Origin of the sequence: Guyparkeria hydrothermalis (assembly GCF_023555375.1) — a bacterium.
Classification (GTDB): Bacteria; Pseudomonadota; Gammaproteobacteria; order Halothiobacillales; family Halothiobacillaceae; genus Guyparkeria; species Guyparkeria hydrothermalis.
In genome coordinates, this window is the sequence record NZ_JAJSEE010000001.1 from 328,386 (window position 1) to 352,988 (window position 24,603).

Sequence of the window (24,603 nt, forward strand, 5' to 3'; positions counted from 1 at the left end):
TTCAGGAACGCCTCCGCCATTTACATTGCCCTGGGGGAGTTCGTGCTGTCGTCGCCGACGGAAAGCCGAAGGATCGGCAAAGGCCCCGATCGGATTCGATATGCATGGACCGGCTTTGTCCAAAAGCCACTGGACTGTATGAGACAGCCGGTGAATCGGGCTGAACCGCTGCTCGAGGCGTTGCAACATCAGGTTCTGAAGGCCCCCGAGAAAGCTCAGCTAGGGCCGTAATGCAAACCATTCCTCTTTCGCTTACAATTCTTCGCCCATTCATGCCGGACAGGGAGACACATGCGCCCATCAATTCCCTCGCACCCGAGCCAGGCTCATTTCGCGACGCCCTGCCCACACGTTTCTGCGCACCTCGTGGCCCTAAGCCCACATTCCGATAACCCGACCCACGCTCCATGGAGCGGTCAACACAACAGCCATCTCCTCAGCACACGCCGCACACGCCATGTCACGTTTTAGCACTCGCGCCGTCCGAAATACGGCTCTCTTCATTACCCTAGGACTCGTTCTGGGCGTCAACGTCGATCAGAATGCTCTCGCCGAATCCTTGCACGATGATCGGGGCACCCCGATCAAGGCAATCTACGCCGAACGGGTCGCGGCCATTTCCACCTTCGCCGCCGACACATTGGTGGCACTCGGTGTTTCGCCCGTGGGTGCATCTACCTTCGGCAGCGAACCCTTACCTCATTTTCTTGGGAAGTCGCTGGACGAGACTCAAAGCCTCGGGCAGCGGGCTAACACCAACCTGGAACTGCTCGCCGAGTTGAACCCCGATCTGATTATCGGCATACACCGCTACACCGAACCCCATGCCCGCCAAATCGAGGCCATCGCACCGTTCCTCGCTTTTGACGTAGTCAGCCTGGAAGACAGTCGACGTGCAATTGAAGGCGTAGCGGCGGCGCTTGGCCAGCGCGCCGAGGGTGAGGCACTGAACCGATCTTTCGGCGCACGGCTCAACGAATTCGCCGACGCTCCCGGAGAAGTGAGCGCGATTCTCCTAGCGGGCGCCGGCGAAACACCCTTCGCTTACTACGATCATTTCCTTAGCGCCGCATTACTAAAACACCTCAATGCCACGAACGCCGCCGGTGCATCGCCAACGCCGGAGCAAACCATACCCTTCGGCTACACCATTAGCCTGGAGAAGTTGCTCGCCCTCAATCCTGACGTCATCTTCCTGTTTGCCACGGGCACGGAACGGGCCTTCGCCAACAACCCGGTATGGCCTTATCTCGATGCGGTGAAAAACGGCCGGGTCTTCGAAGTCGGCCCCCATTGGAAGGAGGGTGGCGGGCCGATCGCTCGCCGCATGATCCTCGACGAGATGGCCTGGCGGCTTTACCCGGAAACTTTTGATCGCCCCGAGCTACCGGCCGACATCACCAGTCACGCATACCGATGAACAAGCCACTTGACTCATCCGCTCCCGGTGAGCCGGAAGCTCTCGCGCCCGGACGAATCCCATTCGCCTTGTGGAACGTAGGGCTTGTCATCGCCATCCTCGGTGTTGGCGCGCTGGCGATGGTCAGCGGCAGCGTGCCGTTGTCGTCACATCAGCTCTTCGATGTGCTATCCGGACGCGACGGCGGCATGGCCTCCATTCTGGTGCTGGAATTGCGCTTGCCGCGCTTTCTTGTCGGACTACTGGTTGGCGCGAGCCTCGGCATAGCCGGCCAACTCATGCAGACCGTTACCCGCAATCCTTTAGCTTCACCCGGCATTACGGGTGTGGTCGCGGGAGCCTCGATGGCCGTGGTAATGGCGCAAGTGGCCTGGCAGGTGGACGCAACCTGGCTTCCCATCATCGGCATGCTCGGGGGAGCGGGTGCCGCCACTCTGACATTTCTCCTGGCCGCGCGCAGCGGATTCTCGCCGTTGATGCTGGCCTTGGCTGGCATGGCGGTCACCGCACTGGCCTCGGCTCTGGTGACCGCCTTTTTATTGTTCTCTGGCGCCCAGGCCCAACTACTCTACACTTGGCTAGCCGGCGGCCTGCAGGGGCGCGGCTGGTACCACGCCGGCCAGATTCTCCCGTGGGCCCTTGCGGGGCTCGCGCTTTCTCTCGCCACCGCCCGGTGGCTTAACCTGATGCATTTAGAAGATAGCGTGGCGCGCTCCTTGGGTGGAACCGTTACATGGCTTCGCCTCGGTTTTGTGACGCTTGCCGTCGCGCTTACCGCCGCGGCGGTCGCCGTGGCCGGCCCCGTCGGCTTCATCGGCCTCGTCGCCCCCCATCTGGTTCGTCTCGTCGCCGGGGTCGACCAGCGCACAACCCTTCCGCTGGTGGCCCTGGTCGGCGCACTTCTCGTCACCCTAAGCGACCTACTCGCCCGAACTCTAACCGCCCCCCAGGAGCTTCCCCTGGGATTGTTCACGGCTTTGATCGGCGCTCCCTTATTCATCGTTTTAATTCGGTCGAGAACACTGTGACTCGCCTCTTTAACGCAGTTTCATCTGTATGGGTCCATCTGGCCCAACGCTCAACCATGCAATACCGGTTGCGGGTGGGAGCGATTTTCCTGCTGGGCCTGGTTTGCGTGTCAGCGATCGCGAATCTCCTGTTTGGTGCGGTTACCCTGTCTCCCGAGCGGGTCTGGTTCGCAATGATCGGGCACGGAGACCCGGCATCGGCAATCGACGATCCGGTTGCCGAGGAAATCATCTGGAACCTGCGTTTACCACGCCTTTTGGTGGGTGCCCTGATCGGAGCCCACTTCGCCATCGCCGGATCGCTATTGCAGGCGGTCCTGCGCAATCCTCTGGCCGACTCCGGTGTGATCGGCATCAACGCGGGCGCGGGCCTCGCAGCCGTGCTCGCCTTCGCGGTCGCCGAGCGCCTTGCCGGCGATGCCAACCCATACCTGCATGCGGCGTTAAGTCTCGATTGGCTGCCCTTGATAGCTTGCGGAGGCGGTATCGTCGCGGCCGCCGTGGTCTACCGGCTAAGTTGGAATGGTGGGTCAACCCCGGTCAGACTGGTCCTCAGCGGGATTGCCGTCGCCGGATTGCTCAGCGCCCTGACAACCGGGATTCTGGCGGGCTGGGCACAGGCCAGTACCGAAACAGCGTTGGCGTGGCTGTCGGGAAGCCTCTATGGCCGAGATTGGGCGCACCTCTCGACGCTTCTACCCTGGACGGTGGCCGGCCTTTGCCTTCTTCCTCTGCTACTCCGTGGAGCAAATCTGTTGCAGTTAGGCGACGAGGTCGCCGCCACCCGTGGACTCCGAGTCGAACGTTCACGTTTCGCTCTACTACTAGTCGCGGTGCTGTTCGCCGCCAGTGCCGTCGGCGTCGTTGGCCCCGTCGGTTTCGTCGGGTTGATCGTCGCGCACATTGCACGACTTATGGTCGGTCCCGATATCAGGAATCAGCTCATTGTCAGCCCGCTGCTAGGTGCCCTGTTGGTGCTCGCCGCCGATCTGATCGGCCGTCTCGTATTGGTGCCCGCCGAACTCCCCATTGGGGTGGTGACCTCACTCCTCGGCGTACCTTTTTTTCTCGCCCTGCTGGCCAGGAGGCGTTAAGAGATGCCGCTCCGCATACCTTTTTTTCCAACACGACACCGTCCCGCCGATGGTCACTTTGAAGACTTGGACGCCACACCGCCGATGCTCACTGCCCGAAACCTGCGCTTGGGGTATGCCGACAAGGTCATCATCCCCGACCTGACCCTCGATTTCGAACCGGCCAGAATTCACTGCTTGGTCGGTCCCAACGGATGCGGCAAGAGCACGTTATTGCGCGCCCTGGCCGGGCTCATCCCCCCTCAGAACGGGGACATGCTCCTTGATGGGAAACCGGTCACGAGTTGGCCGCGTCGCCCGCTGGCACGACGCCTTGCAATGCTCCCTCAACACCCTCAGGGCCCCGAGGGACTTAGCGTCGAGCAACTTGTGCGGTTTGGGCGCTTTCCGCACCAACGGCTCTTTGGTGCGCTAGGCGAACAAGACCATGAACAGGTTTGCTGGGCGATTCGGGTCACCGGGCTCGCCGGCTACGAGCGCCGCCCCTTGTCGGCGCTGTCTGGCGGCGAGCGTCAACGCGCATGGATTGCCCTCTGCCTCGCTCAACAAGCCGACCTATTGATCTTGGATGAACCCACCACGTACCTGGATCTCGGCCACCAACTTGAGATTCTGGAGTTGCTGAAGACGCTAAACCGTGATCAGGGACTCACCGTGATCATGTCGCTCCACGACCTCAATCAGGCGGCTTGGGTCGGGCACAGACTGGTCGCGATGAATGCCGGCGCACTCGTGCAGGCGGGATCACCGACCGACGTGCTAACCGAACGACTCCTCGCTGATGTCTTCCGAATCCGAGCGCGCATCGTCAATGACGATGCGCTGCCCGATCTGGGTGCTCACGACGCAACCGCCCCGTACTTCATCGCCACGTCATCAATCAACGGGCCACCGCTCTAGCGCCCGAGACCCCCCCATGGCGCGCTCCAAGGGTTGCGCTTAGGAATCACATGCGTGTACGATTGCGACCGATTCTCATTCACGCTATCAACAAGGACCATGCCATGATAACGATTCCGTCCCCGCTGACAGCCCTTGCAGCTCACTCCCGAAAAACGGCAAGTGTTGCAGTCATTGGCGTCACTTCCGCCTTGATAAACACCGGTGCATTTGCTCAGGAATCAACCGAGTTAGACGTAGTGGTCATTGAGGGCGATTGGCTGGGCAATCCCACGGAAGAAGAGGTCAAGACCTACCCCGGGTCTCGAACGGTAATCGAAAACGAGCAGCTCCAGGATAGCGGTGCCTTGAACATCGAGGATGCACTGCGTTCGGTACCTAGCGTTCAAGTTCTCGACGAAACCGGCACGGGCGTATTGCCGAACATCAGCCTGCGTGGACTCAATCCGCTGCGAAGCGAGCGACTGATGATGATGCTGGATGGGTACCCGCTCGCCATCGGCCCCTATAGCAACGTCAGCTCGTCATTGTTCCCGGTCACGATGCAAAGCATTGACACAATCGATGTCGTCCGTGGTGGCGCGGCCGTCCACTATGGCCCTAACAACGTCGGCGGCGTGGTCAATTTCATGAGCAAGCCGATTCCCAGCGAGGTGGAACAGACGGTATCCGAACGGATCACCGTCGCCGAGGAGACCGGCCACGTATTCCACGACACCTATTATCGAGTTGGCGGGTTCGTCAACGACAAACTGGGCCTTCAATTCCAAGCCAACGTGCAAGGTGGCGAAGGTTTCCGGGAGCATTCCAATACCGACGTTCGGAATTTCCAACTGGATGCCGAATATTGGTTGAACGATCGCAACACGCTGAACGGAAGTGTCCAATATTACGATGTCGATGCCGAGCTCCCCGGGGCGCTCAGCCCTCAAGCGTACGAGCGTGACCGTACGCAGTCCCAGCGCCCCCACGATGCGTACGATGCCGACATGATGCGCGGCACCCTGGGTTGGACATTTCATCCCAGTAACGACGTGGAATTCACCTGGCGAAACTTCGCCCATAAAGCGGACCGCACGTTCTTCTTCGGCCAGGATCTGGTTAGCGGTGGGCACTGGGCAGACCCAGAGGCCGAATCGTCCCACGTCGCCGACTCACCTCGCCTGTTTACCGTATGGGGCACGGAGCCACGCCTGACCGTCCGCAAGGGTATCCATACGCTAACGCTGGGCACGCGTTACGTAAGTGAAGAGGTTGATTTCGATGTCAATCGCGAAGAGTTGGCGACTGGCCAGTACAACGAAGTCCGCCAATGGGACCTGAGCACTGACGCGATCGCGTTCTATGTCAGTGACACGATGAGCCTGTTGAATAATCGATTGGAGATCACGCCGGGACTGCGCTACGAAGACGTGCGCATGGATTTCACGGACACACTCAACGGATCGACCTCCAGCAACGACACCAGCGAACTGCTTCCGGGCCTGACCGTCGGGCTACAAGCGACCGAAAACCTTTTCCTGTTTGCGGATGCGCAGAAATCTCTGGTGCCGGTGCAGATTGCTCAAGCCACTCGCGATGGCGATGTTGCCAACGAGACGGCGTGGAACTACGAGCTTGGCGGGCGACTGGACGTGACTCCTACCGTGAGTACGTCGGCAACGTTGTTCCGCATCGATTACGAAGACCAAATCCAGTTTGATAAAGCGAACGATCGCTTCGTCAACCTCGGAGAGACGCGCCATTCAGGTGTCGAGCTTGGGCTCGACTGGCAGGCTACCGAGCAGCTCGCTTTCGCGCTCAGCTACACCCATCTCGACACTGAGCAACTGAGCGGTGAATATGCTGGTAACGATCTGCCGAATGCACCTCGCCATCAAGTGGGTGCCCAGGTGCGTTACGACGCAAACCCTTGGGCGGCGAACCTCAGCATAGATCGGGTCTCGAGCAGCTACAGCGACGCCGCGAATACGGACAACGAGACCGCAAACGGAGACGCGGGCGAGCTGCCGGGTTACACCTTCGTCAACGCTCGAGTCGGCTACGACGTCCGGGTAGGCCCCGATACCAACCTGAACATTGGACTGGCTGTCAACAACCTTCTGGACGCCGACGCCTATTTCCGTGGCACAGACGTCAGCCCGGTCGGACGCATCCCAATGCCCGGCCGCGCCTACATGCTCGAGGCACGCCTGGACTTCTGATGCATTTCGCAATGCTCGGATACGAAAACGGCGGCCATCAGGCCGCCGTTTTCCGTTCTATGCTCAATTTTTTGTCCAAGCCTTGTGTCCCACAGGCTCCGTCGGGTTCTACCCCGTGAATCGCCCCCGGTTTTCTAGACACTCGCGAGCCGGTTGAAATAGCGTTTCTCGAACTCTACCGGAGACAGCCCACCGATGTAGCCATGACGGCGGCGGGCGTTGTAGAAGAGCTCGATGTAATCGAATACGTCCCGGCGGGCTTCCTCCCGATCCGGGTAAATCCGTCGTCGAATTCGCTCACGTTTGAGCAACTGGAAGAAGCTCTCCGCCACGGCGTTGTCGTGACAGTTGCCCCGCCGGCTCATGCTGCCCACGAGACCGTGTGCCTTGAGGAAGTCCTGCCAGTCGTGACTGCTGAATTGGCTTCCCTGGTCGGAGTGGACGACGACCGGGCCATCAGGCTGGCGTCGCCACACGGCCATCATCAACGCATTCATGGCCAGCTCCCGGTCCATGCGTGGACGCATGGACCAGCCGACGACTTGCCGAAAGAACAGGTCCAGAACCACCGACAGGTACAGCCACCCCTCGTGGGTCCGGATGTAGGTGATGTCCGTGACCCAGGCCTGGTTGGGAGCGGACACGTCGAATTGCTTCTGCAAGTGATTCGGCGCCACGACGGCCGGGCGTCCACCACGAAAGTCGGGGCGGCGCCGGTAGCCAGTCTGTGATTTCAATCCCTCTCCACGCATCAGACGGGCCACACGGTGCTTGCCGCAGCGCTCGCCCAAATCCCGCAGGTCGTGATGGATCTTGCGGTAGCCGTAGACGCCACCGCTCTCCAGCCAGGATTGCTTGATCACGCCCAGCAGCCGCCGATCTTCCCGTTCTCGTCGGGAGTCCGGCTGACGCTTCCAGGCGTAGTAGCCACTCGGGTGGACATCCATCAAACGGCACAGACGGCGCACCGGATGGGCGCGTTCATGGTCTTTGATGAACGCGTACCTCACCCGGACTGCTTGGCGAAGTACGCGGCCGCTTTTTTTAATATGTCGCGCTCCTCGGTGACTTCCCGGAGTTGCGCATTCAGGCGGCGGATATCGTCGGCCTGGGCCTGCTGCTTCTGCTTTTCTTCATCCGGCTGCTGATACCGCCGGATCCACGCGTAAAGGCTGTGCTGGGAGACACCGAGATGCTCGGCCACCTCCTTCACCCGCCGGCCTCGATCGGTCACCTGCTTGACCGCCTCGACCTTGAATTCGTCTGGATAACGTTGACTGCTCATGGCACCTCCTAGGAACTCTCAGTGTGAGGGTCTTGAGGTATCTACGAAAGTCGGGGCGATTGAGTCCCCGACGTTTCCTTTGGGAAAACCGCACGCACACGCATCACCTTTGGGCTTCCGTGACTCGGATTGCACCGGCGGGCAGCAAATCGCCTGGCACCGGCACCTCGAACCCGCGTCTCAGCAGAACGCGTGGGCACGGCATGATATTTGCTTGCCAATGCGGAAATATACTTCTCCGCCCGATAAGCTGCGGGCGTCCCCGACCGCCAATCCCCCGGAAGACTAGGAAGTGCCTACCGACCCATGCGCGTGATGCTCATCGATCAGGATCGTGGTCGGGCCGCGATCGTCGAACAGTCCCTGCAGGATGCCGGTCACGAGGTCGTCGCCCGGCTGGCCAGCGTCGAGCGGCTGGCCCAGGAGGTCGAGGCCCACCAGCCCGACGTGGTGATCATCGACATGGAATCGCCCGACCGCGACGCGCTTGAGCACATGTCGGTGGTCTCCCGCGACAACCCACGCCCGATCGTGCTGTTCTCCGAGGAGGACAGCGAGGAGGGCATCGCCCGCGCGATCAAGGCCGGTGTGAGCGCCTACATCACCGATGGAATGCGCGCCGAGCGGGTTCGTCCGATCGTCGACGTGGCCGTCGCCCGATTCCGGGAGTTCCAGGCGTTGCGCCACGAGCTCGACGAGACCCGTTCCCAACTCGAGGACCGGAAGCTGATCGAGAAGGCCAAGGGATTGTTGATGAAACATCGCAATGTCGACGAGGCCCAGGCCTACAAGGCCATGCGCAAGATGGCGATGGACCGCAACCAGCGACTGGTCGAGACGGCGCGCAACGTGATCGCGATATTCGACCTGGTTGGCGACAACGGCATCTGAGAGGCAGGCATGCACGCAAGCGAGACCCCCGATCAACGGCCCGACTACCACCCCGAGAAGACCCGGCTCACGCTCGGGTTCATCCCGCTGACCGACTGCGCCCCGCTGATCCTCGCCCGCGAGCGCGGCCTGTTCGAACGCTGGGGGCTCGACGTCGAGCTCAGGCGCGAAGTCTCCTGGGCAAACATCCGCGACCGGGTGATCGTCGGCGAGTTCGACGGCGCGCAGATGCTCGCGCCGATGCCGCTGGCCTGCAGCGCCGGATTGGGCTCGGTCACCAAGCCGATGCTTGCCCCGTTAGTGCTCAGCCTCAACGGCAACGCGATCACGCTTGCCGCGGGCCTTCACCGCGAGCTGCTCGAGCAGGCCGGCAGCAGCGACGAGCCGGCTATCGGACGGGCGCTCAAGCGACTCGTTGGCCGCGAGCAGGCCGAGGGCCGTCCCAAGCGCACCTTCGCCACGGTCTTCCCCTACTCCATGCACACGCTACAACTGCACCTGTGGCTCGGCCACCACGGGATCGACCCGGATCGCGACGTGCGCATCGTGGTGATCCCGCCGCCGCAGATGGTCGCCAACCTCGACCAGGGCCACATCGACGGGTTCTGCGTCGGCGAGCCGTGGAACACCCTAGCCGTCCAGGAAGGGGTGGGACACATCGCGATCACCGGCTACGAGATCTGGAACAACAGCCCCGAGAAGGTGCTCGGCGTCACCCGCGACTGGGCGGCAGCGCACCCACAAACGCTCAAGGCCCTGATGGCGGCACTCTACGAGGCCTGCGCCTGGCTGGACGAACCGGCGCATCGCCTCGAGGCAGCCCGACTGATCGCCGAGGCACACGTGATCGACGTCCCGGAAGAAGCCATCGCCCCGGCCCTTGCCGGTCGCCTGCGAATGGGCCGGGACGAGCCGATCGTCGAATGCCCGGACTTCACCGTCTTTCATCGCCACGCGGCGAACTATCCCTGGTGGTCGCAGGCCTGGTGGATGCTCGAACGGATGCGCGTGAACGGCGATCTCGCCGGTGGGCCGCTTGAAGATGCCACCGGATTGGTTCCACTGGCCCGCCTGGCCGCCGAGGTCTACGACGACCGCCCCTATCGCGACCTGATGCGGGACCTCGGCCAGGCGCTGCCGAGCGCTCGCGGCAAGCCCGAGGGCATTCACTCGCAGGGATGGCGGGACGCCGGTGGATTCCCGCTGGGCGCCGACCGCCTGATCGACGGCCAGACGTTCGACCCGCCCCGATCAGACGAGCCCTGATTGCACCAAGATGGCGAGCCACGTGACCCCAAACGGGGCACTTCCCCCCGCCGCATCGGGCGGTGATTTTCATAACCCACTGTTCTATTTGGAAAAGAAAAAGTGGCACGACCCATGCTTTGAACCAAGCAGGTCTCACCAATGGCGGTGAGGCAACCAATCCGATCGAGCAACGGCGCTCACGCAACCGGGGAACCCCCGGCTCGTGAGCGCCTTTTTTATGTCCACGCCTTTTCAACGGGAGACCGTTTCATGACCACCAACAATTCCTCACGACGCCGCTTTCTCAAGCACACCGCGACCGGTCTGGCCGGCATCGCGCTGGCCGGTAGCGGGCTGGCCGCTCTGCCCGCCCATGCCGAGGTCGGCTACCCCGAGAAGGAAGCGTTGACCTTTGGCTTTATCAAGCTGACCGACATGGCGCCGCTCGCCATCGCCTACGAGAAGGGCTATTTCGAGGACGAGGGGCTGTACGTGACGCTCGAGGCACAGGCCAACTGGAAGGTGCTGCTCGACGGCGTGATCACCGGCCAGCTCGACGGCGCCCACATGCTCGCCGGCCAGCCGCTTGCCGCCACCATCGGCTACGGCACCAAGGCCGAGATCATCACGCCGTTTTCCATGGACCTCAACGGCAACGGCATCACGCTTTCCAACGAGGTCTGGGAGCAGATGCGTCCCGATCTGCCCAAGCGTGACAACGGCAAACCGGTCCACCCGATCAAGGCCGATTACTTGAAGCCGGTGGTCGACGCGCGCAACGCGGCCGGCAAGCCGTTCAAGATGGGCATGGTCTTCCCCGTCTCGACCCACAACTACGAGCTGCGCTACTGGCTGGCGTCGGGCGGCATCCACCCGGGCTACTACGACCCGCGCAACGGCGATACCTCTGGGCTCATCGACGCCGACGCCCAGCTCTCGGTCACCCCGCCCCCGCAGATGCCGGCCACCCTGGAGGCCGGCACCATCGACGGCTACTGCGTTGGCGAGCCCTGGAACCAGCAGGCGGTGTTCAAGGACATCGGCGTGCCGGTGATCACCGATTACGAGATCTGGAAGAACAACCCGGAAAAGGTCTTCGGCATCACCCGCGAGTTCGCCGAAAAATACCCAAACACCACCGTGCGCCTGGTCAAGGCATTGATCCGTGCGGCCAAGTGGCTCGACGAGGACAACAACGCCAATCGGCCCGAGGCGGTCAAGATCCTCGCCAAGCCGAACTACGTCGGCGCCGACGAGGAGGTGATCGCCAACTCCATGACCGGCACCTTCGAGTACGAGAAGGGTGACGAGCGGCCGGTACCGGACTTCAACGTCTTCTTCCGATACAACGCCACCTACCCCTACTACTCGGATGCCATCTGGTACCTGACCCAGATGCGTCGCTGGGGGCAGATCGCCGAGCACAAATCCGACGACTGGTACCGGGAGACCGCCAAGCGGGTCTACCGCCCGGACATCTACGCCCAGGCGGCTAAGGAACTGATCGCCGACGGCGCGATGAGCGCTGAGGACTTCCCCGACTTCGGGAGCGAGACCGGCTTTCGCCCGCCGCAGGACGAATTCATCGACGGGGTGACCTACGACGGCCGCAAGCCGAACGCCTACCTCGAACAGTTCCCCATCGGTCTCAAGGCTGACGATCAGGTCTGATCGACCCGGCCAACCGCCCCCGGAGTGACTCCATGAATCTGTCCCTCAAGACACCCGGCGCCATCGCCCCCGTCGTCAACCTGGTCCGCGGCGAGAACCGCCGCGAGCAGGTCGACATCCTGTTCCGCACCTTTGGCCTGCCGCTGATCGGCCTGGTGGTCTTCCTGATGATCTGGGCCGGCGCGGCCGCCAAGATCGAGACCTCGTTGGGCCAGTTCCCCGGCCCGACACAGGTCTGGCACCAGGCCGAGGCGCTCTATGCCTCGCACGTCGCCGAGCGCGACAAGGCCGAGGCGTTCTACGAGCGCCAGGAGCAACGCATCGCCGAACGGCTGGCCGACGACCCGGATTACGAACCGCGCATCCACGACTACCCCGGCAAGCCGACGTTCTTCGACCAGATCATCACCAGTCTGATCACCGTCCTGTCGGGCTTTCTGATCGCCTCGGTGATCGCCATCCCGGTGGGCATCGTGATCGGCCTGAGCAACAAGCTCTACTCGGCGTTCAATCCGATCATCCAGATACTAAAGCCGGTCTCGCCGCTGGCCTGGTTGCCGCTGGTCACCATCGTGGTCAGCGCGGTCTACGTCACCGACGAGCCGATGTTCGACAAGTCGTTCCTGGTCTCGATGATCACCGTGGTGCTCTGCAGCCTGTGGCCGACGATGATCAACACCGCCGTGGGCGTGAACACCGTCAGCAGCGACCTGCTCAACGTCTCGAAGGTCCTGCGCCTGGGCTGGGTGACCCACGTGATCAAGATCGTCCTGCCCTCGTCGATCCCGATGATCTTCACCGGGCTGCGCCTGTCGCTGGGCATTGCCTGGATGGTGCTGATCGCCGCTGAAATGCTCGCCCAGAGCCCGGGTCTCGGCAAGTTCGTCTGGGACGAGTTCCAGAACGGATCGTCCAACTCGCTCGCCCGGATCATGGTCGCCGTGCTGGCGATCGGTTTCATCGGCTTTCTCCTCGACCGCGGCATGCTCGCGCTCCAGCGCGTCGTGTCCTGGGACAAGTCCGCCGTACTGCGTTAAGGAAATTTCCCCATGAGCGAATCCCATCTTGAACTGAGCGGCGTCGACATCGAATTCCCGACGCCCAAGGGGCCGTTCAAGGCCCTCGACGACATCAATCTGCGCGTCGACCGCGGCGAATTCGTCTCGCTGATCGGCCATTCCGGTTGCGGCAAGTCGACGGTGATGAACATCGTCGCCGGCCTGCACCAGGCCACCCGCGGCGGCGTGATCCTCGACGGCCGCGAGGTCGACCAGCCGGGTCCCGAACGCGCGGTGGTGTTCCAGAACCACTCGCTGCTGCCCTGGCTGACGGTCTACCAGAACGTCGAACTGGCCGTGAAGCGGGTCTTTCGCAAGACCAAGAACCGCAGGGAGATGCGCGAGTGGATCGACCACAACCTCGCCCTGGTGCACATGGAACACGCGGCGCACAAGCGCCCCGACGAGATTTCCGGCGGCATGAAGCAGCGCGTCGGGATTGCCCGGGCACTGGCGATGCAGCCGAAGGTGCTGCTGATGGACGAGCCGTTCGGCGCGCTCGACGCCCTGACCCGCGCCCATCTGCAGGACTCGCTGATGGATATCCAGGCCGATCTCGGCAACACCGTGATCATGATCACCCACGACGTCGACGAGGCGGTCCTGCTCTCCGATCGCATCGTGATGATGACCAACGGCCCGGCGGCGACGGTCGGCGAGATCCTCTCGGTCGACCTGCCGCGTCCGCGCGATCGCCTCGCCCTGGCCGACGACCCGGCCTACAACCACTACCGCCACGAGGTGCTCACCTTCCTCTACGAGAAACAGAAGAAGGTCGAAAGTGCCCCGGCCACCGCGCGCCCCGAGACGAATCAAACGCCACCGGCCGCGCCGGAACCGGCCCGCGCCGCGACCGGCGAGGCGGGCCGCAAGGCGCGGGAGACGACCGCGTGAACCCGCCCCTCGAATCGTTCCATTTTCCCTTCAACATCCAACGGGAGCCGACGCCATGACTCGTTCCGTTCCATCGACCCCCGAGACCAAACCGCGCCTGGTGCTGATCGGCAACGGCATGGCCGGGATGCGCACGCTCGAGGAACTCCTCAAGCTGGCCCCGGACATGTACGAGATCACCGTGTTCGGCGACGAGCCCTACGGCAACTACAACCGGATCATGCTCTCGCCAATGCTCTCCGGCGAGCAGACCCTGCCCGAGATCATGCTCAACGACGAGGACTGGTACGCCGAGCGCGACATCACCCTGCGCAAGGGCGAACGCGTCGAGCGCATCGACCGGCTTCGCCGCGAGGTGCTCACCCAGGATGGTGACCGCCTGCCCTACGACCGAGTGCTGATCGCCACCGGCTCGCGACCGTTCATCCCGCCCATTCCCGGCGCCGACCAGGACGGCGTGCTCGGCTTTCGCACCGTCGCCGACGTCGAGACGATGGTCGAGGCATCAGACGGCGATGACCGTCGCGCCGTGGTGATCGGCGGTGGCCTGCTCGGGCTGGAAGCCGCCGCGGGGCTCGCCGCCCACGGCATGCACGTCACCGTGCTGCATCGCAACGGCCACATCATGGACCAGCAACTCGACACGGCCGCCGGCCGCATGCTGGAGCGCACCCTTTGCGAGCGCGGCATCGACGTGCGCGTCAATGCCAACACCCGCCGGATCGAGGGCGACGGTCGGGTCACGGGCGTGGAACTCGACGACGGCGAGCGGTTGCCGGCCGACCTGGTCGTGATGGCCACCGGCATCCGGCCCAACATCGACGTCGCCGAGGCGAGCAAGCTTTACTGCGAGCGCGGCATCGTCGTCGACGACACCCTGCTGACCTACGACCCGAAGATCTACGCGGTGGGCGAATGCGCCCAGCATCGCGGCGACACCTACGGGCTGGTCGCGCCGCTGTTCGAGCAGGCCAAGGTCTGTGCCAACCACCTGGCGCACTACGGCATCGCCAAGTACGGCGGCTCGATGGTCTCGACCAAGCTCAAGGTCACCGGCGTGGACGTCTACTCCGCCGGCAAGATCGCGGCGGGCGACGACGAGACCGAGGAGGAGATGGTTTTCGCCGACGCGGCCCGCGGCGTCTACAAGAAGCTCGTCCTGCGCGACGACCGGGTCGAGGGCGCGGTCCTCTACGGCGACACGCTCGACGGCTCCTGGTACTTCCAGTTGATGCGCGAAGGCACGAACATCTCCGACATGCGCGAGCACCTGCTGTTCGGCCAGGCCCACGTCGGGGACTCGGGCCACGGCGCGACCGCGCGCATCGCGAGCCTGCCCGATGACGCCGAGATTTGCGGCTGCAACGGCGTGTGCAAGGGCGACATCGTCCGGGCGATCAACGAGAACAAGATCTTCACGCTCGACGAGGTGCGCGCTCACACCAAGGCGTCCGCCTCCTGCGGGTCGTGCACCGGCATGGTCGAGGACCTGATGGCCTCGACCTTGGGCGGCGACTACTCCGCCGCGCCGTCGAAAAAGCCGGTCTGCGAATGCACCGATCACAGCCACGACGAGGTGCGCGAGGCGATCTACCGCCAAGAGCTCCACGATATCCCGGCGGTGTTCGCGGCGCTCGACTGGCGCACCGATAACGGCTGCGCGAAATGCCGCCCGGCGCTCAACTACTACCTGCTCTGCGCCTGGCCGGATACCTACCAGGACGACCCGCAGTCGCGCTTCATCAACGAACGCGTCCACGCCAACATCCAGAAGGACGGCACCTACTCGGTCATCCCGCGCATCTGGGGCGGGGTCACCACGCCCAACCAGCTCAAGAGCATCGCCGAGGTCGCCGAGCGCTTCGAGGTACCGACGGTCAAGATCACCGGCGGGCAGCGCATCGACCTGCTCGGGGTGCAAAAAGAGCAGCTCCCGGCCATGTGGAAGGACCTCAACGACGCCGGCTTCGTCTCCGGACACGCCTACGGCAAGTCCTTGCGGACGGTGAAGACCTGCGTCGGCCGCGAGTGGTGCCGCTTCGGCACCCAGGACTCGACCGGGCTGGGCATCCAGCTCGAGAAGATCACCTGGGGCTCGTGGATGCCGCACAAGTTCAAGATCGCGGTCTCCGGCTGCCCGCGCAACTGCGCCGAGGCGACCATCAAGGACTTCGGCGTGGTCTGCGTCGATTCCGGCTACGAGCTGCACGTCGGCGGCAACGGCGGCATGAAGGTGCGGCCCACCGAGTTCCTCTGCAAGGTCGACACCGAGGCCGAGGTGATCGACTTCACCACCGCCTTCATCCAGCTCTACCGCGAAGAGGCGCGCTACCTCGAACGGACCGCGCCCTGGATCGAGCGGGTCGGCCTGTCCTACGTCAAGCGTCGCCTGCTCGAGGACCCCTCCGGGCGCGAAACGCTCTCCGAACGTTTCGCCAACTCCCAGCGGTTCGCGCAGCGCGACCCCTGGGCCGACCAGGTCGCCGCCGAGGACGACCACGAATACGAACCGATGATGGTGCTTTCATGAGCCAGTCGAACGCCAACGATCTCACCTGGTACCGGATCGGCCCGGTCTCCGACATCCCGCCGCTGGGCTCGCGGGTAGTCCAGCACCAGGGCGTGCGTATCGCGATCTTCCGCGCCCACGGGGATGCGATCTTCGCCGTGCGCGATCAGTGCCCGCACAAAGAAGGGCCGCTGTCGCAGGGCATCGTCCACGGCCAGCGGGTCACCTGCCCGCTACACGGCTGGGTGATCGAGCTTGCCAGCGGCGAGGCGGTCAAGCCCGACGTCGGCTGTACGCCGCGCTACCCCACCCGGGTGGATGACGAGGGGGTGATTTCGCTGGGCGTGCCCGCACTGCCCCCCGAGCTCACGCCAGCCGACGACGTCGTCCACGATCTGGCCGACGACGCCTGAGGGATTCCATGGATTCGGTACGCACCACCTGTCCCTACTGCGGCGTCGGCTGCGGCGTGCTCGCCGAGCGGCAAGCGCCCGATGGCGAGTGGTCGGTCCGCGGCGACCCGGACCACCCGGCCAATCTCGGCCGGCTGTGCTCCAAGGGCGCGGCGCTCGCCGAAACCCTCGATCTGCCGCAGCGGCTCATCGAACCGACCCTGCGCGGTGCGGATGGCACGCTCGAAACCACCGACTGGGAGAGCGCACTCGAGCGCGTCGCGACCGGATTCCGGGAAACGATCGCCGAGCACGGCCCGGACTCGGTGGCCTTCTACGTCTCCGGCCAGTTGCTGACCGAGGACTACTACCTCGCCAACAAGCTGATGAAGGGCTACATCGGCGCGGCCAACATCGACACCAACTCGCGCCTGTGCATGTCCTCGGCGGTGGCGGCCTACAAGCGCGCCTTCGGTAGCGACACGGTGCCGGTTTCCTACCGGGATCTCGAACAGGCCGACCTGGTCGTGCTGATCGGCTCGAACACCGCCTGGGCCCATCCCGTGGTGTTCCAGCGGTTGATCGCCGCCAAGGAGGCCCGGCCCGAGATGCGGTTCGTGGTGATCGACCCGAGGCGCACCGCCACCTGCGACATCGCCGACCTGCACCTGCCAATCGCCCCGGGCACCGACATCCTGCTCCTCAACGGCCTGCTTGCGCACCTCGCCGACCGGGGACGAATCGATCGGTCGTTCGTCGAAGCCCACGTCGAGGGTTTCGATGCCACCGTCGAGGCGGCGCGCCACGACAGCCAGGACATCGAGAACATCGCCCAACGTTGCGGCCTGCCGGTCGACGACATCCAGCGGTTCTACGACTGGTTCACCGCGACCGAGCGAAGCGTCAGCCTCTGGTCACAAGGGCTCAACCAGTCCGCCAGCGGCACCGACAAGGGCAATGCGGTCATCAACCTGCACCTGGCCACCGGCCGGATCGGCAAGCCGGGCATGGGCCCGTTCTCGATCACCGGCCAGCCCAACGCCATGGGCGGGCGCGAGGTCGGCGGGCTGGCCAATCAGCTTGCCGCCCACCAGGATTTCACGCCGGCCGACATCGACCGGGTCGGTCGTTTCTGGCAGGCGCCGAACATGGCGACCGAACCGGGCCTCAAGGCCGTCGACCTATTCGAGGCGATGCGCGACGGGCGGATCAAGGCCGTCTGGATCATGGCGACCAACCCGGCCTTCAGCCTGCCGGATTCCACCACCGTGCGCGAGGCACTCGACGCCTGCCCGCTGGTGGTGCTCTCCGAGTGCCACGGTGGCACCGACACGGCGGGGTTTGCCGACGTGCTGCTGCCGGCCAACACCTGGGGCGAGCGCGACGGCACGGTCACCAACTCCGAGCGCTGCATCAGCCGCCAGCGCGCGTTCCTCGACGCGCCGGGCCAGGCCCGACCGGACTGGTGGATCGTGAGCCAGGTCGCCCGCCGCATCGACCCGAGCTGGGCGACGGCCTTCGACTTCCCCGACTCGGCCAGCGTGTTCCGCGAATACGCCCGCCAGACCGCGTTCGAGAACGCCGGCAGCCGCGATCTCGACCTCGCCGGGCTGGCCGAGTTGAGCCGGGACGATTACCAGGCGCTGGCACCGACCCGCTGGCCGGTGCAAGCCGGGCGTGACGGCGAGCGGGAGACCATCGACCTGTTCGCCGACGGACGCTTCTTCACCGACGATCGCCGCGCCCGGATGATCCCGGTCGACAACCGCGGCGCCGCCTCGGCCCTGACCCCGGCCTTCCCGCTGCGTCTTAACACCGGCCGCTTGCGCGACCAGTGGCACGGCATGACCCGCACGGGGCCCGTGCCGCGACTCAACACCCATCGCGGCGAACCGACCGTGAGCGTGCACCCCTTCGACGCTGCCCGCTACCGGTTGCGAGGCGGCCAGATTGCACGGATCGGCAACGCCCAGGGCGAGATCCTCGCCCGGGTGAGCCTCGACGACGAACAGCGCCGCGGCTCGCTGTTCGTCCCCATGCACTGGAGCCACCTCACCGCCAGCCGTTCCGGCGTAAACAATGTGATCGCCAGCGACACCGACCCGGTTTCCGGCCAGCCCGAGTTCAAGACCCAGGCCGTCTGGGCCGAACCCTACGCGGCGCACTGGTACGGCTGGGCGCTGGTGTGCGAAGGCGCGACCCGCCCACCGGCCCTCGCCGGGTGGCCGGGCGACTACCGGGTCGTCATCCAGGGCGCCGGCCTCCAGCGCCTGGAACTCGCGGGCATCGACGCACCGGCCGACTGGATCGCCTGGGCGCAGACCGAGCTCGCCCCGCCCGCCGACACGGCCCGTCAATGGATCGAGTTCGCCGACCCGAAAGGCGGCCAGTATCGCGTCGCCTGCCTGGCCGAAGGGCGGTTGCAGTCCGTGCTTTTCGTCAGCCGCCGCAGTCGTCGCCCCGACATCGGCTGGCTGACCGACCTGTTCTCGCACGCGCCGCTCTCCGACCAGGACCAGGCCGACCTGCTGGCCGGCAAGCCGGCGACACCCGGCGAGGATCGCGGCCCGATCGTCTGCGCCTGCTTCGACGTGGGTCAAAACACCCTGATCGATGCCATCGACACCCAACAGATCACCGATGCCCGCCAACTGGGCGAGTGCACCCAGGCGGGCACCAACTGCGGCTCGTGCATTCCTGAGCTCAAACAGCTCATTGCCCGGCGCCTGACCGAAACCAGCAACTGAGGGAACCCCCATGGACCAGCTTCCCATCTTCATGAACCTGCGCGGCAAGCCCTGCCTGGTCGTCGGCGGGGGCGCGGTCGCCGCTCGCAAGGCCGACCTGATGCGCGCCGCCGGCGCCCGGGTGACGGTCGTCTCCCCCATGATCACCGGCGAGACCCGCCGCATGGTCGACGACGGCCGGCTCACCTGGCAGGAGGCCGTGTTCGACCCGGCCATGGTCGTCGGCAACCGGCTGGTGATCGCGGCGACCGACGAGCCGCAGGTCAATCACTCGGTGTTCGATGCCTGCGAGGCCCGCGGCATCCCCGTCAACGTCGCAGACGAACCGGACCTATGCAGCTTCATCCTGCCGGGCATCGTCGATCGCAGCCCGGTCACCATCGCCCTGTCGACCGGCGGGCGCTCGCCGGTGCTCGCCCGGCTGATGCGCGCCCGGCTCGAGACCCTGATCCCGGCCGGATTCGGCCGGCTAGCCGATCTGCTCGGACGCTACCGCCAGCGCGCCAAGGACCGCATTCTCGGCCTGGAGACCCGCAAGCGGTTCTGGGAGGACGTCATCGACGGGCCGATCGGCAACCTGGTGCTCGCCGGCAAGGACCGCGAGGCGGAGGACAAGCTCGCCGGTCTGCTCGACGACCGCGAGGCGCCCACCGATACCGGCGAGGTCTACCTGATCGGCGCCGGCCCCGGCGATCCCGACCTGCTGACCTTCCGCGCGCTGCGCCTGCTGCAAAAGGCCGACGTGGTCGTCTACGACCGGCTGGTCGCCCCGGCGATCGTCGATCTGGCCCGGCGCGAGGCCGAGCGGATCTACGTCGGCAAACGGGCCGGCAATCACAGCTGTTCGCAGGGCGATATCAGCGGTCTGCTGCGCGACCTCGCCGCCGAGGGCAAGCGCGTCGCCCGGCTGAAGGGCGGCGACCCGTTCATCTTCGGCCGCGGCGGCGAGGAGATCGACGTACTCGCCCGCGCCGGCCTGCCCTTCCAGGTGGTGCCCGGCATCACCGCCGCCAGCGGCTGCGCCGCCTATGCCGGCATCCCGCTCACCCACCGCGATCACGCCCAGTCGGTGCGGTTCGTCACCGGCCACCGGCGTGGCGAGCGGCTGGATCTCGACTGGCAGCACCTCGCCTCGGGCCAGGACACGCTGGTGTTCTACATGGGGCTTGGCAATGCCCGCGAGATCTGCGCGCAGCTGATCGCGCACGGCATGCCCGCGGACCGGGGGGCGGGGCTGGTCGAGCATGGCACCACCTCGCGCCAGCAGGTGCACGTCGGCACGCTCGCCACCCTGCCCGATCGCATCGCCGCCGCCCAGTCGCCCGCGTTGCTGATCATCGGCGACGTGGTCGGCCTGCACTCGCGACTCGCCTGGTTCGAAGGGTCGGCGAGTGCCGATCCGAGCTTTCTCTCCGGTTCTATCGAGCAGAGCGATCCGTTGTCGGTCCGCAGTGCCGCATAAGCCGCGCTACAAGCCGACACCTGATCTGAATTCAACACGCGTTCGACACACAGCAGACACACATCCGCCACTCACGGGGAATCCACCATGGCCGACAACACGCAAGGCATGCACGCCGATTACGTCCCGCCCAACGATCTCGCCAAGAAGATGGTCGATGCCGGCGAGGCCAAGATCCGGGTCTCGACCCGCGACACCCTGATTCGCGCCTACATGGCCGGCGCGATCCTCGCACTGGCCGCGGCCTTCGCGATCACGGTCACCATCAACACCGGCTCGCCGCTGATCGGCGCACTGCTGTTCCCGGTGGGTTTCATCCTGCTCTACCTGCTGGGGTTCGACCTGCTGACCGGCGTATTCATGCTGGTGCCCCTGGCCCTGCTCGACCGACGACCCGGGGTGACCGTCAACCAGGTGTTGCGTAACTGGGGCCTCGTGTTCGTGGGCAACTTCGCCGGCGCGGTCACGGTGGCCTTCATGATTTCGTTCATCCTCACCTTTGGCTACTCGGCCCCGGGAGGCGCGATCGCCGAGAAGGTCGGCCATATCGGCATGGCCCGCACACTGGGCTACGAAGAGCACGGCCTGTCGGGCTGGTTCACCATCTTCATCCGCGGGATCCTGTGCAACTGGATGGTCTCGACCGGGGTGGCAGCCGCCATGCTCTCGACCTCGGCCATCGGCAAGATCTTCGCCATGTGGATGCCGATCATGCTGTTCTTCTACATGGGCTTCGAGCACTCGGTGGTGAACATGTTCCTGTTCCCCTTCGCCCTGATCATGGGCGGCGATTTCACCTTCGGCGACTACCTGTTGTGGAACGAGCTGCCCACCGCGCTGGGCAACCTGGTCGGCGGCCTGATGTTCGTGGGACTGATCATGTACGTCACCCACTACAAGACCGCCCCGCAGCGGGAACTGGAGATCTGAAACCATTGCCTGCCCGGGCCGATCGACCACCGGCCAAACGCCCGGGCGCCGCAGACCCTAGGAGTGACTTGCCATGACCGCTCGTCTTGACGCCAATGCCTTCGCCGGCCGACGCATCGCCCTGCCCGAGACCCGGCAGCTCGACGTGCTGGCCAACCTCCTGCTGCGCCGCGGCGCCGAGGTGGTGCGATGCCCGCTGATCAGCATGCACGACAGCCCCGATCAGGCGGCCGTCCGCGACTGGCTCGATCGGTTCGTCTCCGATTCCCGTATTGGCGACCTGGTCATCCTCACCGGCGAGAGCGTCGCGCGCCTGGACGCCGCGGCCGAGCGATTCGGCCTGCAGGAGGCCTTCCGCCGACGGCTCGCCGAGGTGCGCCTGATCGTGCGCGGGCCCAAGCCGGGCCGGGTGCTCAAGCACTGGGGTATCGCCGCCGACGTGGTCGCCGACGAGCCGACTTCGGCCGGGATCATCACCACGCTGCAACGGCTGGACAATCCGGCAGCGGTCGTCGGCCTGGCAATGTACGGCACCGAACCCAATCGGCCGTTGATCGAGGCGATCGAGGCGCTGGGCACCGAACCCTTCCCGGTCTGGCCCTATATCTACGCGAGCGAGAGCGAGACCGACACCGTGCTGTCCCTGGTCGACCGACTGATCGCCGGGGAGATCGATGCGGTGGCCTTCACCAGCCAGCCGCAGATCGACCGGCTGCTCAAGGTCGCCCGCGCCCACGACCGCGAGCCGGCCTTGCGCGAAGCACTCGCCGACCGGACCGCGGTCACCGCCATCGGCCCGGTGATGGCCAACCGGCTGACGGAACTGGGGATCGACGTCGACGTGATGCCGGAAGGGCGCTTCTTCATGAAGCCGCTGGTGGATGCCCTTGCCCACCACTTGGCTGATCACCAAGGCGATCACCAGGGCGATCAGCCGGGCAATGCCCCGACCGACCACCCGAATCATCGCCCGCAAGACCGGGAAGCGACCTCATGAGGCCCGCCCTCAAGCTAGAACTCAAGGCCGAGACCCCGTTGAGCGCACTGGTGCTCGCCGGGGGCGCCAGTCGGCGAATGGACGGCCGCGACAAGGGCCTCGAGCCGTTCCTCGGCCAGCCCATGGTCAGCCACGTGATCGAGGCGCTCGCCCCGTCGGTCGCCGAGCTGGTGATCGTCGCCAACCGCCACCTGGATGCCTACCGTGGACTCGGCCATCGCACCATCACCGACCCGGACCGGGTGCGGCGCGGCCCCGCGGCGGCCGTGCACGCCGCAATGGGCCGGTTGCGGCACGACTGGGTGCTGCTCGCGCCTTGCGACACGCCGCACTATCGGCCGCAGTGGCCGGCTCGCTTAATCGCCCGCCAGCGGGCTACCGGCGCCCCGGTAGTGATCGCCGACGACGGCCATCGCCTGCAACCCGGCGTGGCGCTTTTCCACGTCCCGTCGCTCCGCCGCCAGCGAGTCGGACCGGTGCCCGAAAGGCTGACCGACCTGCTCACCGGCGGGCCACACGCCTGCTGCGATCTCTCCGAGGACCGAAATGCGTTTCTCAACGTCAACACCCGGATCGATCTATTGCGGGAATCAGCCATGCCAGGCTTGGGAATAGGGAGAAGCGACTCATGACCAACTGCCATTGCGGCACGTCCAGCCCCAGCGCTGCGGAAGCGATTATGACGCTGAGTGCCGCTGCGCCGGCACTTTCCGAACTGGAACTTCCCCTCGACCAGGCACTAGGACGGGTACTCGCCCGTACGATTCACGCCCCCCAAGCCTACCCGCCATTCAACCGAGCCATGATGGACGGTTATGCCGCCCGCCTGGCGGACGTCACCTGTGGCGGGGAATTAACCATCCGAACCGGATCACAAGCGTGCCTCACCATGCCGGAATCCCTTCACTCTGGGCAATGTGTGCCCATTGCCACGGGCGCACCCTTGCCGCCCGGGGCCGACGTGGTTTTGCGTCGGGAAATCGTCGCCGTCTCGGCAGGAAAACTGCGGGCAACGGCCCAGGTGAAACGTTGGGCCGACTGTGAGGGCGTCGGGGCAATCAACATGCCGGGCGCGACCGTACTGTCCGTAGGCATTCGACTGCAACCGGGCCACCTCTCGCTCGCCGCCCGACACGGTTTAGCAACCCTGCCGATACGCAGACCGCCACGAGTAGCCGTGCTGGTGACCGGCGACGAGCTGGTCTCTCCCGACCAACCCTGCTCACCTGGCGGCATTCATGACAGCAACAGCATTCTCCTGGAAACTACTCTCGTTCGCTTTGGGGCCGACGTTATCGGACCATTCGGGCCGATCGCCGACCATCTACCGACAATAGAGGCCGAGGTACGACGGCACCTCGCCAGTGCCGACCTGGTGTTGCTCGTTGGGGGGAGTTCGGTGGGTGTCCATGACTTCGGACGCACCGTTCTGCGTCGCCTCGGCACTCCACTCTTCGAGGGCGTCTCAATGCGTCCAGGACGTCCCACCAGCGCAGCCAGGAGTATCGGCGGCACGATCCTCATGTCGTTACCTGGCCGACCGACCGCACTGCTGACCGCACTGCATGGGGTCGTTCAACCGGCTCTATATGAAATGATGACCGATGGCGTCTCGCCCCCTCGAGTCACCGCTCGATTGGCGCAATCTCTCGAATCCGCATCTGTCGACCGCTATGTTCCAATCCAACTCGACTCACGAGAGGGCACATGGTGGGCACGGAGTGAGTCGATCGACCCGGAGGAAGCGGCTGCGCTCGCAATGATTCCAGCCCGAATGTCTCTCAAGACGGGTGCATGCGTATCAGTGCTAATAATGAACTGTGTTTCAGACCGTTGAATCGAGTTCCTTAGAACTTTTTTATAAACCCTCATA

Annotated in this window: 19 protein-coding genes; 18 read left to right on the forward strand and 1 reads right to left on the reverse strand. The window is 64.8% G+C overall.

What is annotated here, in order from left to right; genetic code table 11:
* The first annotated feature begins 457 nt into the window (after nt 1-457).
* The 5 genes from LV475_RS01480 to LV475_RS01500 are packed head-to-tail and all read left to right on the forward strand — an operon-like array spanning nt 458 to nt 6,646.
* Nucleotides 458-1,420 (forward strand): ABC transporter substrate-binding protein, encoded by a 963-nt coding sequence (locus tag LV475_RS01480; protein WP_250105607.1) that lies wholly within the window; start codon nt 458-460, stop codon nt 1,418-1,420.
* The gene (locus LV475_RS01485) at nt 1,417-2,448 is read left to right on the forward strand and encodes a FecCD family ABC transporter permease (protein WP_250105608.1); all 1,032 of its coding nucleotides are present in this window, start codon (nt 1,417-1,419) and stop codon (nt 2,446-2,448) included. The genes LV475_RS01480 and LV475_RS01485 overlap by 4 nt, the downstream gene beginning before the upstream one ends.
* A 56-nt stretch (nt 2,449-2,504) precedes the next feature.
* Nucleotides 2,505-3,542, forward strand: coding sequence for a FecCD family ABC transporter permease (locus LV475_RS01490; RefSeq protein WP_250105609.1), 1,038 nt, complete (start codon nt 2,505-2,507; stop codon nt 3,540-3,542).
* Nucleotides 3,543-3,545: 3 nt separating this feature from the next.
* A complete protein-coding gene (locus LV475_RS01495; RefSeq protein ID WP_250105610.1) occupies nt 3,546-4,442 on the forward strand; it encodes an ABC transporter ATP-binding protein in 897 nt (298 codons plus the stop codon).
* Nucleotides 4,443-4,492: 50 nt separating this feature from the next.
* Nucleotides 4,493-6,646: a TonB-dependent receptor family protein gene (locus LV475_RS01500; RefSeq protein ID WP_250105611.1), complete on the forward strand. Its 2,154-nt coding sequence runs from the start codon at nt 4,493-4,495 to the stop codon at nt 6,644-6,646.
* Nucleotides 6,647-6,780: 134 nt separating this feature from the next.
* Here the strand turns inward: LV475_RS01500 and LV475_RS01505 are convergent.
* Nucleotides 6,781-7,931 (reverse strand): IS3 family transposase gene (locus tag LV475_RS01505; protein ID WP_136867834.1). Its coding sequence is split into 2 segments (ribosomal slippage): nt 6,781-7,682 and nt 7,682-7,931, totalling 1,152 coding nucleotides; the frame shifts between segments, so codons are not numbered across the junction.
* 306 nt (nt 7,932-8,237) lie between these two features.
* Here LV475_RS01505 and LV475_RS11010 point away from each other — a divergent pair.
* The 13 genes from LV475_RS11010 to LV475_RS01575 all read left to right on the forward strand — a co-directional run bounded on the left by LV475_RS11010 (nt 8,238) and on the right by LV475_RS01575 (nt 24,567).
* Nucleotides 8,238-8,822: an ANTAR domain-containing response regulator gene (locus LV475_RS11010; RefSeq protein WP_211238837.1), complete on the forward strand. Its 585-nt coding sequence runs from the start codon at nt 8,238-8,240 to the stop codon at nt 8,820-8,822.
* Nucleotides 8,823-8,831: 9 nt separating this feature from the next.
* Nucleotides 8,832-10,088 carry a CmpA/NrtA family ABC transporter substrate-binding protein gene (locus LV475_RS01520; RefSeq protein WP_136867833.1) on the forward strand — a complete coding sequence of 419 codons (1,257 nt, stop codon included), beginning with the start codon at nt 8,832-8,834 and terminating at the stop codon, nt 10,086-10,088.
* A 252-nt stretch (nt 10,089-10,340) separates the two neighbouring features.
* Complete coding sequence (locus LV475_RS01525) at nt 10,341-11,741, forward strand: ABC transporter substrate-binding protein (protein ID WP_136867630.1); 1,401 nt, start codon at nt 10,341-10,343, stop codon at nt 11,739-11,741.
* A 32-nt stretch (nt 11,742-11,773) separates the two neighbouring features.
* Entirely contained in the window at nt 11,774-12,778 is a 1,005-nt protein-coding gene (locus LV475_RS01530; protein WP_250105612.1) for an ABC transporter permease, read from the forward strand.
* 12 nt (nt 12,779-12,790) lie between these two features.
* Nucleotides 12,791-13,693, forward strand: a complete 903-nt coding sequence (locus LV475_RS01535) for an ABC transporter ATP-binding protein (RefSeq protein ID WP_136867628.1) — start codon at nt 12,791-12,793, stop codon at nt 13,691-13,693.
* 55 nt (nt 13,694-13,748) lie between these two features.
* A complete protein-coding gene (gene nirB, locus LV475_RS01540; protein ID WP_136867627.1) occupies nt 13,749-16,223 on the forward strand; it encodes a nitrite reductase large subunit NirB in 2,475 nt (824 codons plus the stop codon).
* On the forward strand, nt 16,220-16,615 hold the full coding sequence (gene nirD / locus LV475_RS01545) for a nitrite reductase small subunit NirD (RefSeq protein WP_136867626.1): 396 nt from the start codon (nt 16,220-16,222) through the stop codon (nt 16,613-16,615). Before nirB ends, nirD begins: the two co-directional genes overlap by 4 nt.
* Nucleotides 16,612-19,341: a molybdopterin-dependent oxidoreductase gene (locus LV475_RS01550; RefSeq protein WP_430886859.1), complete on the forward strand. Its 2,730-nt coding sequence runs from the start codon at nt 16,612-16,614 to the stop codon at nt 19,339-19,341. The genes nirD and LV475_RS01550 overlap by 4 nt, the downstream gene beginning before the upstream one ends.
* Before the next feature lie 10 nt (nt 19,342-19,351).
* On the forward strand, nt 19,352-20,803 hold the full coding sequence (cysG, locus tag LV475_RS01555) for a siroheme synthase CysG (RefSeq protein ID WP_136867624.1): 1,452 nt from the start codon (nt 19,352-19,354) through the stop codon (nt 20,801-20,803).
* An 87-nt stretch (nt 20,804-20,890) separates the two neighbouring features.
* Nucleotides 20,891-21,733 carry a formate/nitrite transporter family protein gene (locus LV475_RS01560; RefSeq protein ID WP_250105613.1) on the forward strand — a complete coding sequence of 281 codons (843 nt, stop codon included), beginning with the start codon at nt 20,891-20,893 and terminating at the stop codon, nt 21,731-21,733.
* 73 nt (nt 21,734-21,806) lie between these two features.
* Entirely contained in the window at nt 21,807-22,730 is a 924-nt protein-coding gene (locus LV475_RS01565; RefSeq protein ID WP_136867623.1) for a uroporphyrinogen-III synthase, read from the forward strand.
* Nucleotides 22,727-23,362, forward strand: coding sequence for a molybdenum cofactor guanylyltransferase (mobA, locus tag LV475_RS01570; protein ID WP_136867622.1), 636 nt, complete (start codon nt 22,727-22,729; stop codon nt 23,360-23,362). Before LV475_RS01565 ends, mobA begins: the two co-directional genes overlap by 4 nt.
* On the forward strand, nt 23,359-24,567 hold the full coding sequence (locus LV475_RS01575; RefSeq protein ID WP_136867621.1) for a molybdopterin molybdotransferase MoeA: 1,209 nt from the start codon (nt 23,359-23,361) through the stop codon (nt 24,565-24,567). The genes mobA and LV475_RS01575 overlap by 4 nt, the downstream gene beginning before the upstream one ends.
* Nucleotides 24,568-24,603 lie beyond the last annotated feature (36 nt).